The organism is Leisingera aquaemixtae, from assembly GCF_001458395.1.
GTDB lineage: Bacteria > Pseudomonadota > Alphaproteobacteria > Rhodobacterales > Rhodobacteraceae > Leisingera > Leisingera aquaemixtae.
This window is the reverse complement of the sequence record NZ_CYSR01000010.1, coordinates 81,486-95,495: the sequence shown is the minus strand read 5'-3', so window position 1 is coordinate 95,495 and position 14,010 is coordinate 81,486. Positions and strand designations below refer to the sequence as shown.

The following is a 14,010-nucleotide window of genomic DNA, read 5'->3' as shown; positions in this document are numbered from 1 at the left end:
GAACATCCCCGAGGAGGGCAGTTTATGACCAAAACCTATCATCTCGTCGGTATCGGCAACGCTGTCGTCGACGTGATTGCGCAGTGCGAGGACAGCTTCCTTGCCGAGCAGGGCATCGAAAAAGGCATCATGCAGCTGATCGAACGCGACCGCTGCGAGGATCTTTACGCGGCGATGAGCAACCGGGTGCTGACCCCCGGCGGCTCAGTGGCCAACACCATCGCGGGCGCCGGCGCGCTGGGGCTGGAGGCGGCGTTCATCGGCCGGGTCCGCGACGATGCGCTGGGTAAATTCTACGCCGATGCGATGAACAATGAAGGCGTGGCTTTCGTGAACCCGCCGGTTGCCGACGGCGAGCTGCCGACCTCGCGGTCGATGATCTTTGTCTCGCCGGACGGCGAACGCTCGATGAACACATATCTGGGCATTTCTTCCGAGCTGAGTTCGGCGGACGTGCCGCAAGAGGTGGCCGGCAACGCGCAGATCATGTTCCTGGAGGGCTACCTGTTTGATAAGGACAAGGGCAAGACCGCCTTTCTGGAGGCCGCCCGCGACTGCCGCGAGGGCGGCGGCAAGGTTGGCATCTCGATCTCCGATCCGTTCTGCGTCGAACGCCACCGGGCCGATTTCCTCAATCTGATCGGCAACGAGCTGGATTTCGTGATCGGCAACCAGGACGAAATCTGCGCCCTGTTCGAAACCAGCGACCTGGAAGACGCAATTGCCAAGACCGCTGCGATCTGCCCGCTGGTGGTCTGCACCCGCTCCGGAGACGGGGTTACGGTGCTGAACAACGGTGAGCGCATCGACGTGCCGGTCGAGACGATTGTGCCGGTGGATGCCACCGGTGCGGGCGACCAGTTTGCTGCCGGTTTCCTGTTCGGCATGGCCAACGGCCGCAGCATGGAAATCTGCGCCCGGATGGGCTGCATCTGCGCCGGCGAGGTGATCCGCCACATCGGCCCGCGCCCGGAAACCCACGTGCTGCACCTGCTGGAAGAGGCCGGTTTGGTCTAAGTGCGTCGCGGCACTCCCGCCCGTCGAAACCGCACCTGACGGTGCAATCTCTCCAGTTGGGCGTGGCGCGGAGCGGCAAAGCCGCTCCGCGCCACGCCCCGCCCGCCGTCCGCAGGACGCAAGGGCGCCAGCCCGCGCAGCTTCACCGGTTCAGCCGGGGGCTTTTGTATCAGATTGGTCGGCTGCCGCCTGAGCCTTGCTCAGAAGGGTGGTCAAAGCCTCCGCCTCCGCCGCGTTCAGCCCTGCCAGCAGCCGGGTCTGGGTCTGCACATGCGCCGTCACCGCCCGGTCGATCAGGGCAAACCCCTCCTCTGTCAGACCGACCAGGAAACTGCGGCTGTCCTGCGGGTTCACCTCCCGCTTGACCAGCCCGTCCGCCTCCAGCCGGTCGATCCGGTTGGTCATGGTGCCGGAGGCCACCATCGTTGCCTTCAGCAGCTCGCCCGGTGACAGCGTGTAGGGCGCCCCAGACCGGCGCAAGGTGGCCAGCACGTCGAACTTGGCCGCATTCAGCCCGAATTCCGCAAAGGTCTTATGCATCTCGCGCTGATAGGCCAGGTACAGCCGCGCCACCCGGCCGATCACCCCCATGGCCGTGACATCCAAGTCCGGCCGCTCTTTCCCCCATTGCTGGGTAATAAAATCCACATGATCCATGGCAACTGGTTTAGGGTCTTACATCTTGACGTCAAGATAAAATGTGTTATCTCGATATCAAGATAAGGAGAAACAGATGCCCATCCGGACCCTTTTGCTGACGGCGCTGGCCCCTGCCATCTGGGGCAGCAGCTATATCGTGACGACAACTCTGCTGCCCGGCCATTCGCCCATTGTAGTGGCCCTGCTGCGGGCATTGCCTGCGGGTTTGCTGCTGTTGCTTCTGGTGCGCCAGCTGCCGCCGCTGGACTGGCTGCCGCGGCTTATGGTGCTGGGCGCGCTGAACTTCTCGCTGTTCTGGGTGCTTCTGTTCCTGTCCGCCTACCGCCTGCCGGGAGGGGTCGCCGCCACGCTGGGCGCGGTGCAGCCGCTGATCGTGGTGTTTCTGTCGGCCGTGCTGCTCAAGACGCCGATCCGCGCCGCTGCCGTCGCTGCCGCCCTGCTGAGCATCGCGGGCGTTGCCCTGCTGGTGCTGACCCCTGCCGCCAAGCTTGACACGCTGGGCGTGCTGGCGGGCCTCGGCGGGGCGGTGTCGATGGCGGCTGGCGTGGTGCTGACGCGCAAATGGCAGCCGCCGGTGCCGCCCCTCACCTTCACCGCCTGGCAACTGAGCGCAGGCGGGCTGCTGCTGATTCCAGCCGCGCTCTGGTCGGTGCAGGAGCTGCCCGTCTTCACCGCGGCAAATGTCCTGGGCCTGGCCTATATGAGCCTGATCGGCGGTGCGCTGACCTACATCCTGTGGTTCCGCGGCCTCGCCCGGATCGACCCCTCGCAGGTTTCGCTGCTGGGCGTGCTCAGCCCGCTGTCGGCGGTAATCCTGGGCTGGCTGCTGCTGGGCGAGACGCTGACGGCCAATCAGATGCTGGGGGCGCTGCTGGCCCTGTTCAGCCTGTGGCTCGGCCAGTCCCGGCTGCGGCTGCGCACGGCCCGATCCTCAGCCCCGGCAGAATGACGCCTGTCACCGCGGCATGGCCGGCTCGCACGCTGCGCCGTGGTGGCAATCCAGCACCTGCCGCCGCACCTCTGGCGTATCGTCAAAGGCGAAGCCGCCGCAGGCACCCGCCCGGATCACCAGATCCTGCCCCCGCTGCTCCGCAAAGAACACATAATCCGCACCGGACTTCATCCCGCCGCACCAGGGGCCAAGGCATTCCACCTCCAGCACCGCGGGCACATCGACCCGCCCTGAGAAATACTTGCCCTCCAGCATCTTGCCGGAAAGCTGTGCCGGGATTTCGGTCAGCGGCGGGGTGTCATTGGGATTGTCCGCATGCGATTGCGGCAGCAGGTTTTCGTCGAACCGCAGTTCGCCCGCGATGACGTTATAGGCGCGCTCTGATGCAGCGGCTTGCACATAGGCGTCCGCAGGGCCCCAAGGCAGGCAGCTGAGGGCCGCGGCGGGAGTTACAGAAATAACCGGCAACACCGCTGCGGCGAATACGCCTAGGGCAGCGCTTGACCTTGGGGAGGTGCAAAGCGCCTTTCCAGGGGGAAAGCCAGGTGCTGGCCGGCGTGCCGGCCGGGCGAAACATCCGGACAAGAACCGCGGCAAACGCATCTCACAAATACTCCCGGAACTCTGCCACCACCCGCGCATAGACCTCGCGCTTGAAGGGCACGATCTTCTCCACCAGGGTCTCCACCGGCTGCCAGCACCAAGCGGAGAATTCCGGGTGGTCGGTCTCGATGTTCACTTGGTCATCTGTTCCCAGGAACCGCATCAAATACCACTTCTGCTCCTGGCCGCGGTATTTGCCGCCCCAGAACCCGGGCACCACGTCATGCGGCAGGTCATAAAGCAGCCAGCCATCGCTCTCTGCGATGATCTCCACCAGTTCCGGCCCCACTCCGGTTTCTTCCTCCAGCTCGCGCAGGGCCGCGATCCGCGGGTCCTCGCCCTTGTCGATCCCGCCCTGCGGCATCTGCCAGGCGTCCTTGTACCGGTCCTTGCGCTGGCCGACGAACACCGCACCCTCGGCATTGATCAGCATCACGCCCACGTTGGGGCGGTAAGGCAGCTTGGCAATGTCTTCCGGTGTCATCCGGCTCTCCTCGAAATGCTTTTACAGAACCTTAGACCGCTTGCCGCCGGGGCATGCAAGGGCATGACGCGGCGTTTGCACGTGACAAGGCGGCCTGCGCGCCCGATCCTGTAGGCAACTGCCAGGGAGAGTTTCAAGATGACTGCGTACCCCAATCTGCTTGCCCCGCTGGATCTGGGCTTTACCACGCTGAAGAACCGGGTGCTGATGGGCTCCATGCACACCGGGCTGGAGGAGACCGGCGACTGGAACCGGGTGGCCGAGTTCTATGCCGCCCGTGCCCGCGGCGGCGTCGCGCTGATGGTGACGGGTGGAATCGGTCCGAATCTGGAGGGCTCGGTGCTGCCCGGCGCGTCGATGATGACATCGGCCAAGGACGTCGAAAACCATCGCGTCGTGACGGACCGGGTGCATGAGGCAGGCGGCAGGATCGCCATGCAGATCCTGCACGCGGGCCGCTATGCCTACGGCCCGAAATGCGTCGCCCCCAGCCCGGTGAAATCGCCGATCTCCCCCTTCCCGCCGCATGAGCTGGACGAGGATGGCATCGAAAAACAGATCGCCGATATCGTGAACGCCGCCCGGCTGGCGCAGGAGGCAGGCTATGACGGCGTCGAGATCATGGGTTCGGAAGGCTATTTCCTGAACCAGTTCCTGGTCACCCACACCAACAAGCGCACCGACCGCTGGGGCGGTTCCTATGAGAACCGGATGCGGCTGCCGATCGACGTCGTGCGCCGCACGCGTGAGGCCGTGGGCCGCGACTTCATCATCATCTACCGCCTGTCGATGATCGACCTGGTGCCCAACGGCTCCACCCATGAGGAAGTCGTGCAACTGGCGCAGGAAATCGAGAAGGCCGGCGCCACCATCCTCAACACCGGCATCGGCTGGCACGAGGCGCGCATTCCGACCATCGCCACCAGCGTTCCGCGCGCGGCCTTTGCCTGGGTCACCAAGAAGCTGATGGGTAAGGTTGGCATCCCGGTGATCACCTCCAACCGCATCAACACGCCCGAAGTGGCGGAGCAAGTGCTGGCGGAGGGGTGCGCCGACATGGTGTCGATGGCGCGGCCGATGCTGGCGGATGCGGATTTTGTCGCCAAGGCCGAAGCAGGCCAGGCGGACCAGATCGCGCCCTGTATCGCCTGCAACCAGGCCTGCCTCGACCATACGTTCAGCGGCAAGCTGACCTCCTGCCTAGTCAACCCGCGCGCCTGCCACGAGACCGAGCTGCTGATCGAACCGGCCGCAGCGGCCAAGACAGTGGCCATCGTTGGCGCTGGTCCTGCGGGCCTGTCCACCGCGCTGACAGCAGCCCAGCGCGGCCACAAGGTCACCCTGTTCGACAAGGCCGATGAGATCGGAGGCCAGCTCAACATGGCCAAACAGGTGCCGGGCAAGGAGGAATTCTGGGGCCTGGTGGACTGGTACCGGGTGATGGTGGCCGAGGCCGGCGTCACGCTGGAACTGGGCCGCGAGGTTTCGGCCGATGATCTGACCGGTTTCGACGAAGTGGTGATCGCCACCGGCGTCCTGCCGCGCGATCCGGCCATCCCGGGCCAGGACCGCGACAATGTGCTGAGCTATATTGACGTGCTGCGCCACAAGAAACCGGCGGGTCAGCGCGTCGCGGTGATCGGCGCCGGCGGCATTGGCTTTGACGTCTCCGAGTTCCTGCTGGAAAAGGGCCACAGCCCCGCCACCGACCTGCCCGCCTGGATGAAGGAATGGGGCGTGGCCGACCCGGCAGAGCACCGCGCTGGCCTTGCCCCCGAAGGCCCGCAGCCCGCCGCCCCCGCCCGGCAGGTGACGCTTTTGCAGCGCAAGGCCGAACGCCACGGCAAACGGCTTGGCAAGACCACCGGCTGGATCCACCGCGCCACGCTCAAGATGAAGGACGTAGAGTTCGTCGGTGGCGTCAACTACGAGCGGATCGACGAAGAGGGCCTGCATGTAAGCTTTGGCGAGACCCGCGAGAACCCGACGGTGATCGCTGCCGACACCATCGTGCTGTGCGCAGGCCAGGTGTCCGAGCGGTCGCTGGCGGATCAGCTGGCAGAGCGCGGCATCACCGCCCATGTGATCGGCGGTGCCGACGTCGCTGCGGAACTGGACGCCAAACGCGCCATCAACCAGGGCACGCGGCTGGCAGCCAGCCTCTGACCTGCGGCCAAACGCCGCGACGCTCCAGTCCCTGCGCCCCCGTCCGGAACAGCTCCGGGCGGGGGCGCGTTTGTTCTGCAGCACCGCCCGGCAGGGCGGTTTGGCATTTCAGAACAGGAAAGGAGCCCGTAATGCCCAAAATCGCAGATGCAAAAATCCTGATCATTGCCACCCATGGGTTCGAACAGTCGGAACTGGAATTCCCGCGCGACCAATTGCGTGTGAAGGGCGCCGAGGTCCATGTCGCCACACTCGACGGCAAGCCGGCCAAGGGCTGGGAAGGCAGCGACTGGGGCCGCGAGGCCGAGGCCGATCTGAAAATCGCTGATGCCAAGGCCGATGGATACGACGCGCTGGTGATTCCCGGCGGACAGATCAATCCCGATCTGCTGCGGGTCGAGGAGGATGTTATCAATCTGGTCAAGGCCTTCCATGACAGCGGCAAGGTGATCGCCGCCGTTTGCCACGCGCCCTGGGTGCTGGCGGAGGCCGGTGTTGCCAAGGGCCGCGACATGACGTCCTATCACTCGATCAAGACCGACATCGCCAATGCCGGCGCCAACTGGAAAGACACCGAGGTCGTTACGGATCAGGGCATCGTGACCAGCCGCCAGCCCGAAGACCTGAAGGCGTTTGTGTCGAAAATCGCCGAGGAGATTGAGGAAGGCACGCACCCGCGCGCCGCAGCCTGACCGGTTTCAGCCCCGCCCCGCGCCCGCGGCGCGGGGCGCTGTCACCACGCCGCCGGCGTGCTCAGCCGTGAACGGCGCGGCTGTCCGGCGGCGCCGCGTCCCGCGCGGTCATCCCGTAGTCCCGGATCACACCCGCCACCCGCAGCCGGTAGTCCGCAAAGACCCCGGCCCGCCCCTTGGCCTGTGCGGCCCGGTGCTCCGCCAGCTGCCGCCAGCGCTGAACCGCTGCTTCATCGCGCCAGAAAGACAGCGACAAGAGCTTGCCCGGTGCGCTCAGGCTCTGAAACCGTTCCACCGACAGAAATCCGTCCACCTGCTCCAGCAAGGGCCGCAGTTCCGCGGCGGTTTCCAGATAGGCCTCTTTCTGCCCTGCGGCGGTCTCCACCTCGAAAATCACGGCAATCATCTGCGTCTCCCCTATCCGGCCCGCCCCTGCGGCGCCGAGGCCAGCGTCAGCCAGGTCCGGTCCTCGCGCAGCAGGAACCGCTCGCGCTGCGCAAACTCATAGTTCTCGCGCCCCAGCGGATCCTGCGCCAGCCGCGCGCGGTAGGCCTCATACTCCGCCAGGCTCTCCACGTTGTAGATCCCGTAGGCCAGCGTCGAGGACCCCTCATGCGGCGCGTAATACCCCACCAGATCCGCCCCGCAGCGCGGAATCGCTTGGCCCCAGTTGCGGGCGTATTTTTCAAACTGCGCCTTCTTGGCGGGGTCGATGCGGTAACGGATGATGCAGGTCAGCATGTCATGTCCTTTGGGTGTTCAGGACCACATCCCTAACCTGCCCCACCAGCCGGAAGCTTCGGCGCAGGCCGAACCGTCACTCCACCGTGATGGTGATCTGTTCCGAAACAATCGGCGTGGCATGCGGCACATGGCCTGCATCGCCCAGCACCAGCTGCAGGGTGTGGCGGCCCGGGGACAGCTCCAGCGTCACCTCGGTCTGACCGCCGCCGAAATGCAGGTGGTTGTCATCCGACGGCAGGCCAAAGGCCAGCTCATCTGCGCCATCCTCGCCCTGACCCAGCGGCGGGCGGTCGATCAGCAGGTGATGGTGGCCGGTGTTCTCCTTCTCGATCCCCGACGGCGCCACGCCCATCCCCGACAGGCCAAAGACCAGCGTTACCGGCGACGCGACCGTGTCCCCGTCCTGGACATTGGCGAAATAAACCTTGGCCTCAGGGTTCGAGACCGTTTCGCCGCCAGCCCACAGCGGGGCCGCCAGGCAGGCAGACAAGGCAGCCGCAATCAGCAGTTTCATATCAGGTCCTCCAGAAAATTGCTAAACCAGCAAGACAAAGCTAGCGGCTGCCCCGGTCCTGGCAATCCTGCCGCCCATAACGAATCCACAAAAATGCGGCAGCCGCCGGTAAGCGGCGGGCGCCGCAGGTCTGGCAGGCGCCCGGCACGCCGAACTGCAAGGTGCCGTTTCCACTGCGCAAACGATCCCTGCAAAACCCTGCAATTATCCCACCCCCGCCCCGATCTTGCCCGATTTCCCCGGCAAACCTGACGGCAACACAGCTTAACGAGGATGGGTGAACATGGACCGACTGACCGAGATGGAGGCCTTTGCAAATGTGGTGGACCAGGGCGGCTTCACCGATGCGGCGCGCAAAATGGGGATTTCCAAGTCGGCGGTCTCCAAACATGTCTCCAGCCTGGAAGCCCGCCTGGGCGCGCGGCTTTTGAACCGCACCACCCGCCGGGTGTCGCCGACCGAAATCGGGCTGGCCTATTACGACCGCGCCCGCCGGGTGCTGAACGACGCAGGCGAAGCGGATGCGCTGGTCACCTCGATGCAATCGGCGCCCTCGGGCCTTCTGCGGATTTCTGTCGCCACCGATTTCGGCGTCAATCATCTGTCGCCGGTGCTGTCCGACTTCCTGCGCGACTTCCCGGACATCACCGTCAACATGGTGCTGAACAACCGTTATGTGGAGCTGATCTCCGAAGGGTTCGACATGGCGGTGCGGATCGGCGAGCTGGAGGACAGCTCTTTGCGCGCCCGCAAGCTGACCGAAACCACAAAGCGGATGATCGCCTCCCCCGCCTATCTGGAGAAATTCGGCCGCCCGCAGAAGATCGACGAGCTGAACAATCACAAGCTGCTGCATTACTCCAGCCAGTCCAGCGGCAATGTCTGGAAGATCACCGCGCCCTCCGGCGAAAAGCGCCAGGTGCGCACCTCCGGCTGGCTGTCTGTGAATGACGGCCAGTCACTGCTGACCGCGGCCATATCCGGCCTCGGCATCGCCTATCTGCCCAGCTACCTCTACGCCGCAGCCATGGAAGAAGGGCTGGTCGAGGATGTGATGCCCAGTCTTCCGGTCGAGACCCAGGGCATCTACGCGGTCTACCCGCCGGGCAAGTTCACCCAGCCCAAGGTGCGGGCGTTCATCGACTTCCTGGTCGCAGCCTTTGCCGACCGCGACCCGTCCGAATGGAAAACCTGAACCGGTTTGACGGAAAACCGGGCCAAAACCTCCCTCGAAGACCTGCCCCCGCGCCCGCGCGGGGGCTTTTTTCGGCCGCTTCTATTTCCCCCCGAGGGGGGCCGCATAGCCGCAGCAGGCCGCCATTTTTTGCGCCGGGGCGCTCATCCAGTTGGGCCTGCAGGCATGGCGTCGCCGGCCGGAGGGTGTGCGCTTTTCCCAGCGTCTCCCGCCCGCCGCAAGAGCATGTTCCATGCTCCCGCGTCCGTTGGGCCAGGCTCGGCGCTCTGCGCCGAGCCTGGCCCAACCCCGCCAAGGGGTCTTGGCGGCGCCAAGGCGCCTGCGGGGGCGGGAGCCCCTCGCCATGTCCCGTCCGCAGAACGTCAGTCAGCGAGCAGCACCGCCTCCACCCGTCTGTTGGCCTCACGGCCCTCCGGGGTGAGGTTGCTGGCAATCGGCGCCAGGAAACCGGCACCGGCCACGCTGATACGCGCCTCTTCAGCGCCGTAAGCCTCAATCAGCCGCTCCTTCACCGATTGCGCCCGGCGCTCTGAGATGCCGGCGTTCTGCTCCTGCGAGCCGACCGTGTCGGTATGGCCCACCAGCAGCAGCCTGTATTCCGGATTGGCGGCCAGGTATTCCGCCAGCTGCATCAGGCTGTCATAGCGCCCCTCCCGCAGCCGGGTGGAGCCGCTCTCGAACACCAGATCGGTCAGCACCGCATGGCCGCGCACGTCCAGCACCTTGGCCAGCTCCACCGGGCGCTCCGGGGCCTTCCCCTCTGCGGCGGGCTTCACCACCGGCGCCGCAACCTCGGGCGGCTGCACGGTGATCATCTGCACATAGGCCGTGCCGCCCGCCCGCGACACCAGGATCGAGACCGCCCGGCCGTCCTTGGCCGCCGACAGGAAGTGATAGCGGGAGATATCCACCATCATATCCGGCGCCGGCACCACCTCGGTTCCGAAGCGGAAGCCGAAGCCGCCGCAATCGCGGGCCGCGCAATCAAGCAGCACCTCATAGCCCTGCGACTGCAGCTGCCCGCGCAGCGGCGCCAGGATCTCCAGCACCGTGCCGCTGCCCTCCAGCCGCCAGGTGCGGCGCGAAATCCGGCCCTCGAACCGCTTCGACGGCACCTTGTCCGAAACCTCAGGTCCCACCGGCAGCTGGTAGACGCCCAGCGCCGTCACCCGTTCGGACACAGCTTCCGCGCCGGGCGGCAGGGTTATCTCCACCGCCCCGGCCCGCCCGGCCAGCAGTGCCGCCGCGGCCAGGACAGCAAGGGCCGTCAGCCGCCCTAGCGGCACTGGCTGTGATATTCCGGATTGGGCACCATGGCGGTTGCGCTGGCCACCCGGTTGGACATGTTGAAAAAGCCGGTGACATTGGCGATGTCCCAGATGTCGCGGTCACTGAATCCCGCCTTGCGCAAGCCCTGGCGGTCCGCCTCCTCGATTTCCGCACTCGCCGTTGTCATCTTGGCGGCAAAATCCAGCATCGCCCGCTGGCGCGCGTCCAGCGGTGCCACCCGGTAATTCATCACCAGCATCTCGCCCAGCTGCGGGTCGCCCGACAGCTGCCGCACCGCCGCGCCATGCGCCACCAGGCAATAGAAACAGCGGTTGATCGAAGAGACCACGACCGCGATCATCTCCCGCTCCAGCTTGCTGAGGCCGCTGTCGGCCAGCATCAGATCATTATACATCCCCGTGAAGGCATTCAGCTTATCAATGTCGAACGCATTGGCCTTCAGCACATTCGGCACCATCCCCAGTTTTTCCTGGCAGATGTCGAAATACTTCTGCGTCTCGGGCGGCAGCGGGTCCGCCATCGGCAGGTCAAGGGCTGTGGGCTGGGTCTGGTCAGTCATCGCGGTCAATCGCCTTCCTTCAAAATCCGGTAGTGGTACTGTCCGGTGCAATCCATGCCGAGGGAAGCATAAAGCCCGTTTGCGCCCTCGTTACGTTTCGTACAGAGCACCGCAAGTTCGCTGGCACCGTTCTCCAGCGCCCAGAACGCGGCTTGGCGCATCATCCAGGCGCCCATGCCGGCCCGGCGCTGGTGCGGCAGGATCTCCAGTGCATGCACCATCGCCACACCGTCATGGATGGCCACAAAGCCCGCGCCTGCGGGCTTGTCTCTGTGACGCCCAAGCAGCCCGGTCTTGGCCCCCTGTACCCGCTGCATCACCGCCAGGCGCTCCGGCCCGATGCCCGCCTGCTCCCAGATTTCGCGCTGGATCGCCAGCGGCTCCCACACACAAAAGGCGGTGACACGCGGCACCGGAATATCCGTCAGCCGCTCCGCCGGACAGGTCCAAAGGTTGACCGGATCCTTCACCGCATAGCCGCGGGCTTCCAGCTGTGCGTCCAGATCCGCCTCGCCGTCGCGGATCATGAACAGACAGTCCTGCCCCATCGCGCGCATCGCCGCTTCCGCCGCAGCGATCTGCGCGTCTGACGCAGGGCCGTTCACCATTGCCGCCGACACCCGGCTGCCGCCGCCCTGCCCCTCGCGCAGGGTCACGGGGCCAAGCGTGCGCACCGATGCGGGCGGCCAGGTCGCTTCTGTCACGGCGTAATACCGGGGGTCGGTGGTCACTGCTCCAGCTCCTTTGCCAGCTCGGTCATCGCCGCGTCGATCCGGGCGCCATCGGTGCCGCGGATCACCACGTTGGCGCCAAACACGCCGTCTTTTTGAAACGGGTAGCAGCCCACGGACAAATCCTCATATGCCTCAGCCAGCAGGCGCAGCGGACCGGCAATCTCGCCCTCGCCGCGCAACACCCGCAGGGTCTGCGACAGCATCGGCTGGCCGCCGGTGAGCGTTGGGATCACACTGGCCACCATCGCCTGAAAGATCATCGGCACACCGGCCATCACATGCACGTTGCCAAGGGTGAACCCCGGCGCCGCAGAGACCGGATTGTCGATCAGCGCCGCACCATCCGGGATCCGCGCCATGCGCAGCCGGGCCTCGTTCAGCTCAATCCCCTGGGTGTCGTAATGCGCCTGCAGGATCGCCCGGGCATCGTCGCGCACGCCCAGATGCGCGTCAAAAGCCTTGGCGATGCAATCGGCGGTGATGTCATCATGGGTCGGGCCGATGCCGCCGCTGGTGAAGATGTGATCATAGGTGCCTGCCAGCACCTTGACCGCTGCGATGATCGCCTTCTCCTCGTCGCTGACGATGCGGACTTCCTTCAGGTCGATGCCATGCTTGGCCAGCTCCCCGGCCAGGTAATGCATGTTGGCATCCCGGGTGCGGCCCGACAAAATCTCGTCCCCGATCACCAGCATGGCAGCCGTCGGATTGGCCATGGTTGTCCTCCCTTGATACCTCGTCTCCGCAGGTATAGGCCCGTTGTCATGCGCTTTGAAACCCCTCTGATCCCCGCCGTGCTGATCCGCCGCTACAAACGCTTCCTCGCCGATTGCCGGCTGGAGGACGGGCGGGAAGTCACAGCCCATTGCGCCAACCCCGGCAGCATGATGGGGCTGGCGGAGCCCGGCATGAAGATCTGGCTGGAGCCCAACGACGATCCGAAGAAAAAGCTGAAATACGGCTGGCGGCTGGTCGAGCAGGAGGGCGGCCATTTCACCGGCGTCGACACCTCGGTGCCGAACCGCGCCCTGCGCGCCGCGCTCGAAAACGGGGACGTCGCGGAGCTTGCGGCCTACAAAACCGTGCGGGCGGAGGTGAAATACGGCGGGAACAGCCGCATCGACTTTCTGCTGCAGCAGGACGGCCTGCCCGATTGCTATGTCGAGGTGAAAAGCGTAACGCTCTCGCGCCAGCCGGGCCTTGCGGAGTTTCCCGACAGCGTCACCGCGCGCGGCACCAAGCATCTGGGGGAACTGGCAAACATGGCTGCGCAGGGCCACCGGGCGGTGATGCTGTATCTGGTGCAGCGCACCGATTGCGACCGGTTCCAGCTGGCGGCGGATATCGACCCGGCCTATGCAGACGCCTTTGCGAGCGCCCATGCCGCGGGAGTGGAGCGGCTGGTGCTGGGCACAAAGATCTCACCCCAAGGCGTCGAGGCCGGCGCCCCCATCGCCGCGCAGTAGCGGCGCAGGCGCCGGCGCGTCCGCTCAGGCGGCCTGGCTGGCCTCGTTCTCCTCCGCGCCGGGTTCGGCCTGCACGATAGTGCGGGTCGGGAACGGAATATCGACCCCGGCCGCGTCCAGCGCCTCTTTCACCTTGCGCTTCATGTCGGCCTGATACTGGAAGTACTCCGCCGCATCGACCCAGACACGCACCAGGAAATCGACCGAGCTGCTGTTCAGCTCATTGACCTGGATGAACGGCTCCGGGTCGCTGTGCGAGCGGCTGTCGCTCATGATGGTTTCGCGGATCACCCGCTCAGCCACTGCCAGATTTGCGCCGTAGCCGACACCAAAGGTCCATTCGGCCCGGCGGGTATCGAATGACGAGTAGTTGGTGATGGTGTTGCCCCAGACCTCGGAGTTGGGGATGATGACCTTCAGGTTGCTGAGGCTGGCAATGACGGTGTTGTTCAGGTTGATGTCCTTCACCGTGCCCATCTCGCCATCCACCTCGATGAAATCGCCCAGCTTGAAGGGGCGGAACAGGATGATCATCACCCCGGCCGCGACATTGGACAGCGCCCCTTGCATCGCCAGGCCAATCGCCAGGCCTGCAGCACCTATAGCGGCGATAATCGAGGTGGTCTTAACCCCGAAGGTGTTCAGCACGAACAGAACCGCAAAGGCGAGGATGACATAGCGGGCAAGGTTGCCCAGAAAGTGGAACAGGGTCACGTCGAAGCTGGCATGGGTGTCCCCCAGCGCCACGATCCGCCGCTTGACCCAGCTTGCCACGATAAAGCCCGCCAGCAGGATGACCACTGCGGCCACAACGCTGCCCAGCACCTCGGCCAGGAATTCCAGGGTCACCAGGTCAGAGAGTGACTTGCCGCCATAAATTTCAGTCTGCATCAGGTTGTTGAAGCTTTCCATGCCGCTGCCTCTTTCCGTTTCG

Annotated in this window: 17 protein-coding genes; 6 read left to right on the top strand and 11 right to left on the bottom strand. The window is 65.3% G+C overall.

Translation table 11 applies throughout. The annotated features are described in order from the left end of the window. Window positions 1-24 precede the first annotated feature (24 nt). Window positions 25-1,017 (top strand): adenosine kinase, encoded by a 993-nt coding sequence (locus tag PHA8399_RS04200; protein ID WP_058284936.1) that lies wholly within the window; start codon window positions 25-27, stop codon window positions 1,015-1,017. Between the two features lie 150 nt (window positions 1,018-1,167). Here the strand turns inward: PHA8399_RS04200 and PHA8399_RS04195 are convergent, their stop codons facing one another. Continuing rightward, window positions 1,168-1,674, bottom strand: coding sequence for a MarR family winged helix-turn-helix transcriptional regulator (locus PHA8399_RS04195; RefSeq protein WP_058284935.1), 507 nt, complete (start codon window positions 1,672-1,674; stop codon window positions 1,168-1,170). Between the two features lie 76 nt (window positions 1,675-1,750). Between PHA8399_RS04195 and PHA8399_RS04190 the strand changes: the two genes are divergently transcribed. Further along, entirely contained in the window at window positions 1,751-2,626 is an 876-nt protein-coding gene (locus PHA8399_RS04190; protein WP_058284934.1) for an EamA family transporter, read from the top strand. Window positions 2,627-2,632: 6 nt separating this feature from the next. On the opposite strand, the gene PHA8399_RS04185 is transcribed toward PHA8399_RS04190, so the two are convergent. After that, window positions 2,633-3,028, bottom strand: coding sequence for a hypothetical protein (locus PHA8399_RS04185; protein WP_058284933.1), 396 nt, complete (start codon window positions 3,026-3,028; stop codon window positions 2,633-2,635). A 205-nt stretch (window positions 3,029-3,233) separates the two neighbouring features. Then, a complete protein-coding gene (locus tag PHA8399_RS04180; protein WP_058284932.1) occupies window positions 3,234-3,716 on the bottom strand; it encodes an RNA pyrophosphohydrolase in 483 nt (160 codons plus the stop codon). Between the two features lie 138 nt (window positions 3,717-3,854). Between PHA8399_RS04180 and PHA8399_RS04175 the strand changes: the two genes are divergently transcribed. Then, entirely contained in the window at window positions 3,855-5,882 is a 2,028-nt protein-coding gene (locus PHA8399_RS04175) for an NADPH-dependent 2,4-dienoyl-CoA reductase (protein ID WP_058284931.1), read from the top strand. A 131-nt stretch (window positions 5,883-6,013) separates the two neighbouring features. Then, complete coding sequence (locus PHA8399_RS04170; protein WP_058284930.1) at window positions 6,014-6,574, top strand: type 1 glutamine amidotransferase domain-containing protein; 561 nt, start codon at window positions 6,014-6,016, stop codon at window positions 6,572-6,574. A 61-nt stretch (window positions 6,575-6,635) separates the two neighbouring features. On the opposite strand, the gene PHA8399_RS04165 is transcribed toward PHA8399_RS04170, so the two are convergent. The 3 genes from PHA8399_RS04165 to PHA8399_RS04155 all read right to left on the bottom strand — a co-directional run bounded on the left by PHA8399_RS04165 (window position 6,636) and on the right by PHA8399_RS04155 (window position 7,832). Beyond that, complete coding sequence (locus tag PHA8399_RS04165) at window positions 6,636-6,980, bottom strand: antibiotic biosynthesis monooxygenase family protein (protein ID WP_058284929.1); 345 nt, start codon at window positions 6,978-6,980, stop codon at window positions 6,636-6,638. An 11-nt stretch (window positions 6,981-6,991) separates the two neighbouring features. Beyond that, window positions 6,992-7,315: an NIPSNAP family protein gene (locus tag PHA8399_RS04160; protein WP_058284928.1), complete on the bottom strand. Its 324-nt coding sequence runs from the start codon at window positions 7,313-7,315 to the stop codon at window positions 6,992-6,994. Window positions 7,316-7,391: 76 nt separating this feature from the next. Continuing rightward, window positions 7,392-7,832 (bottom strand): DUF4399 domain-containing protein, encoded by a 441-nt coding sequence (locus PHA8399_RS04155; RefSeq protein WP_058284927.1) that lies wholly within the window; start codon window positions 7,830-7,832, stop codon window positions 7,392-7,394. Window positions 7,833-8,115: 283 nt separating this feature from the next. Between PHA8399_RS04155 and PHA8399_RS04150 the strand changes: the two genes are divergently transcribed. Continuing rightward, complete coding sequence (locus tag PHA8399_RS04150) at window positions 8,116-9,027, top strand: LysR family transcriptional regulator (RefSeq protein ID WP_058284926.1); 912 nt, start codon at window positions 8,116-8,118, stop codon at window positions 9,025-9,027. A 362-nt stretch (window positions 9,028-9,389) separates the two neighbouring features. Here PHA8399_RS04150 and PHA8399_RS04145 read toward each other — a convergent pair whose 3' ends face one another. Genes PHA8399_RS04145 through PHA8399_RS04130 form a run of 4 tightly spaced genes read right to left on the bottom strand, consistent with a single transcriptional unit; the run spans window position 9,390 to window position 12,326 of the window. Continuing rightward, window positions 9,390-10,313, bottom strand: a complete 924-nt coding sequence (locus PHA8399_RS04145) for an OmpA family protein (protein WP_082649460.1) — start codon at window positions 10,311-10,313, stop codon at window positions 9,390-9,392. Beyond that, a complete protein-coding gene (locus PHA8399_RS04140) occupies window positions 10,304-10,876 on the bottom strand; it encodes a peroxidase-related enzyme (RefSeq protein WP_039949469.1) in 573 nt (190 codons plus the stop codon). Before PHA8399_RS04140 ends, PHA8399_RS04145 begins: the two co-directional genes overlap by 10 nt. 5 nt (window positions 10,877-10,881) lie before the next feature. After that, window positions 10,882-11,607: a GNAT family N-acetyltransferase gene (locus tag PHA8399_RS04135; protein ID WP_058284925.1), complete on the bottom strand. Its 726-nt coding sequence runs from the start codon at window positions 11,605-11,607 to the stop codon at window positions 10,882-10,884. Further along, window positions 11,604-12,326: a competence/damage-inducible protein A gene (locus tag PHA8399_RS04130; protein WP_058284924.1), complete on the bottom strand. Its 723-nt coding sequence runs from the start codon at window positions 12,324-12,326 to the stop codon at window positions 11,604-11,606. Before PHA8399_RS04130 ends, PHA8399_RS04135 begins: the two co-directional genes overlap by 4 nt. A 48-nt stretch (window positions 12,327-12,374) precedes the next feature. Here PHA8399_RS04130 and sfsA point away from each other — a divergent pair, with 48 nt between their 5' ends. Further along, window positions 12,375-13,076: a DNA/RNA nuclease SfsA gene (gene sfsA / locus PHA8399_RS04125; RefSeq protein WP_058284923.1), complete on the top strand. Its 702-nt coding sequence runs from the start codon at window positions 12,375-12,377 to the stop codon at window positions 13,074-13,076. A 24-nt stretch (window positions 13,077-13,100) separates the two neighbouring features. On the opposite strand, the gene PHA8399_RS04120 is transcribed toward sfsA, so the two are convergent. Then, window positions 13,101-13,988 (bottom strand): mechanosensitive ion channel family protein, encoded by an 888-nt coding sequence (locus PHA8399_RS04120; protein WP_058284922.1) that lies wholly within the window; start codon window positions 13,986-13,988, stop codon window positions 13,101-13,103. Between the last annotated feature and the right edge of the window lie 22 nt (window positions 13,989-14,010).

Bases quoted from the DNA above. Each gene is read 5' to 3' on its own strand.
- PHA8399_RS04150 (WP_058284926.1), top strand. From the start codon at position 8,116: ATGGACCGACTGACCGAGATGGAGGCCTTTGCAAATGTGGTGGACCAG.
- PHA8399_RS04160 (WP_058284928.1), bottom strand. From the start codon at position 7,315: ATGCTGACCTGCATCATCCGTTACCGCATCGACCCCGCCAAGAAGGCG.
- PHA8399_RS04195 (WP_058284935.1), bottom strand. From the start codon at position 1,674: ATGGATCATGTGGATTTTATTACCCAGCAATGGGGGAAAGAGCGGCCG.
- PHA8399_RS04140 (WP_039949469.1), bottom strand. From the start codon at position 10,876: ATGACTGACCAGACCCAGCCCACAGCCCTTGACCTGCCGATGGCGGAC.
- PHA8399_RS04130 (WP_058284924.1), bottom strand. From the start codon at position 12,326: ATGGCCAATCCGACGGCTGCCATGCTGGTGATCGGGGACGAGATTTTG.
- PHA8399_RS04190 (WP_058284934.1), top strand. From the start codon at position 1,751: ATGCCCATCCGGACCCTTTTGCTGACGGCGCTGGCCCCTGCCATCTGG.
- PHA8399_RS04200 (WP_058284936.1), top strand. From the start codon at position 25: ATGACCAAAACCTATCATCTCGTCGGTATCGGCAACGCTGTCGTCGAC.
- PHA8399_RS04175 (WP_058284931.1), top strand. From the start codon at position 3,855: ATGACTGCGTACCCCAATCTGCTTGCCCCGCTGGATCTGGGCTTTACC.
- PHA8399_RS04165 (WP_058284929.1), bottom strand. From the start codon at position 6,980: ATGATTGCCGTGATTTTCGAGGTGGAGACCGCCGCAGGGCAGAAAGAG.
- sfsA (WP_058284923.1), top strand. From the start codon at position 12,375: ATGCGCTTTGAAACCCCTCTGATCCCCGCCGTGCTGATCCGCCGCTAC.
- PHA8399_RS04180 (WP_058284932.1), bottom strand. From the start codon at position 3,716: ATGACACCGGAAGACATTGCCAAGCTGCCTTACCGCCCCAACGTGGGC.
- PHA8399_RS04120 (WP_058284922.1), bottom strand. From the start codon at position 13,988: ATGGAAAGCTTCAACAACCTGATGCAGACTGAAATTTATGGCGGCAAG.
- PHA8399_RS04155 (WP_058284927.1), bottom strand. From the start codon at position 7,832: ATGAAACTGCTGATTGCGGCTGCCTTGTCTGCCTGCCTGGCGGCCCCG.
- PHA8399_RS04170 (WP_058284930.1), top strand. From the start codon at position 6,014: ATGCCCAAAATCGCAGATGCAAAAATCCTGATCATTGCCACCCATGGG.